The sequence below is a fragment of the Mediterranea massiliensis genome (genome assembly GCF_900128475.1).
Lineage (GTDB): Bacteria > Bacteroidota > Bacteroidia > Bacteroidales > Bacteroidaceae > Bacteroides > Bacteroides massiliensis_E.
Genome location: NZ_LT635820.1, coordinates 1 through 1,277 on the forward strand (window position 1 = coordinate 1; position 1,277 = coordinate 1,277).

Genomic DNA, 1,277 nt, shown 5'->3' on the forward strand with positions numbered 1-1,277 from the left:
GAAACCCTATTAAGCTATTTCAGACTTTTCATTAGAAATTTCGAGAAACGCGTTGGGATCAATCGTACGGAAAAGACATTGAGGGCTTACCGCAATTCCTACAATCATCTGGTACGTTTTTTACAGATGCAATATAAGCTGTCAGATATCCCTTTTGCCGCATTGGACCGTTCCTTCATTGAAAAATATGACTTGTATCTACGTACGGAATGTTGTCTGGCTTCAGGCACAATAGTCAATCTTACCGTCCAACTGAAAACAATTGTCGGAGAAGCTATTGCTGACGGTATAATAACAGTATTCCCGTTTGTCGGATATGAACCGGTACATCCGAAACCGGAACAGAAATATCTCACCTCCGAAGAATTGAATAGGATTATGACAACACCTCTCCATGATCAGATTCTTTATCATGTGAGAGATATGTTCCTGTTTTCCTGTTATACGGGTATTCCCTATAGCGACATGTGTCTGCTGACAAATGAAAACCTTTCTCTCGCGGAAGATGGTACCTGGTGGATCAGGAGTTCTCGCAAGAAAACCGGTGTAGATTTTGAAATACCGCTTATGGAACTGCCGTTCCATATTATTGAAAAATACCGCGATATGGCTCCTGAAGGAAAGCTTCTCCCCATGTATTCCAACAGTTCATTGAATCGTTATCTGAAACGCATCGCCGAAATTTGCGGTATAGGACGTAAGCTGGTCTTCCATGCAGCCCGTCATACCTATGCGACAGAAATTACACTTTCCCATGGCGTACCGCTTGAAACGGTCAGCAAGATGTTGGGGCACAGTCGTATTGAGACCACACAGCATTACGCAAAGGTGACAGACAATAAGATAGATACAGATACGAAAGCATTGGATAAAATAATTGCTGAGCGGTTTTCTGTAGTTATTTGACAATGGCAAAAAATAGGATTATGAAAAGAAATACTGACAATATGGAAATCAAACGTCGCAGTACATTTGCGATACTGTTTTATATAAACCGCACCAAAGTCCGTAAGGATGGAACGTGCCAGTTGCTGTGCAAGATAAGCATAGATGCCAAATGGGAACAGATAGGAACGAAAGTATCCGTCAATCCGGCCATCTGGAATCCTGAAAAAGGACGGGCTGACGGCCGCAGTGAGAATGCCATTACCGTCAACCGGGCTATTGATGATCTGACCAAAGAAATCAAGGAGCATTACAGGCGGATTAAGAACAGTCTGGGATTTATTACGGCAGAGCAGGTAAAGAATGCCGTGATGGGAGTCGGTCAGAAACCG

The 1,277-nt window shown here is 43.0% G+C and carries 2 protein-coding genes; both read left to right on the forward strand.

The annotated features are described in order from the left end of the window. Positions 1 to 906 (forward strand): site-specific integrase (locus BQ7483_RS00045; protein WP_072544389.1); only part of this gene is annotated, 906 nt, incomplete at its 5' end. A gap of 20 nt (positions 907 to 926) precedes the next feature. Next, a partial coding sequence (locus tag BQ7483_RS00050) for an Arm DNA-binding domain-containing protein (RefSeq protein ID WP_235847273.1) occupies positions 927 to 1,277 on the forward strand: 351 nt, incomplete at its 3' end.